The organism is Vibrio sp. 1288, from assembly GCF_033344475.1.
Genome location: NZ_JAWPOX010000407.1, coordinates 1 through 764 on the forward strand (window position 1 = coordinate 1; position 764 = coordinate 764).

Sequence of the window (764 nt, forward strand, 5' to 3'; positions counted from 1 at the left end):
AGCTGAGAAGATTCATGAGCTAGACGATTGCAAGCGCGAATTTGGTCAACCGTAATCGCCTTGCCTTCTTTCTCTGGCCTAATCCAGTGCAAATCTGGATGGCTTTGAGATTTCGTCAGTTGACAGCTATGGCAGAAACCACAAGCTTCGCTGCTGTAGTTTTGACAAAGAAGTGCATGACTAAAAAACTCAACAAGCTTTTCTACTGCCAAGCCTTTATTACTTTGCAGCAATAAAGCTCCAGGAATTCGATCTGAATCCAACCCAGATTTGAGGTTCTCCCATGCTGGCTTTAGCCAAGGAAAATCATTAAACATGCGTAACCTATATTCGCTTTGTACTTACTGGCGAGACAACCATTCGTTCAAGGCGTCTTGAATATCACGAGACACTTCTTCAATCGATTGTTCTGCATTGATCACAACAATTGACGGATCAGCATTGGCGATTTCCAAGTAACGCTCACGAGTGCGCTCGAAGAAGCTGATATCCATCTTTTCAATACGGTCTAGCTCGCCACGACCACGAGCGCGCTCAAGACCGATACAAGGGTCGATATCCATATAAAGTGTAAATGCGGGCTTAAAGTCACCCAACGTAGTGTCACGTAGGTTTTTCATGAGTGACGCATCAATTTGACGGCCACCACCTTGGTAAGCTTGTGATGACAAGTCATGGCGATCGCCAACAACCCATTGTCCGTTTGCAAGCGCTGGCTTAATCACATTCTCAACCAGTTGAACACGCGCGGCGTACAACAGAAG

Annotated in this window: 1 protein-coding gene and 1 pseudogene; both read right to left on the minus strand. The window is 45.8% G+C overall.

Going from position 1 to position 764, the window contains the following annotated elements; all coding sequences use genetic code 11:
- Nucleotides 1-317, minus strand: a pseudogene (locus R8O11_RS27075) (DNA polymerase III subunit delta'); the annotation flags it as partial.
- Between the two features lie 24 nt (nucleotides 318-341).
- On the minus strand, nucleotides 342-764 hold a 423-nt coding region (gene tmk / locus R8O11_RS27080), incomplete at its 5' end, for a dTMP kinase (protein ID WP_318194856.1).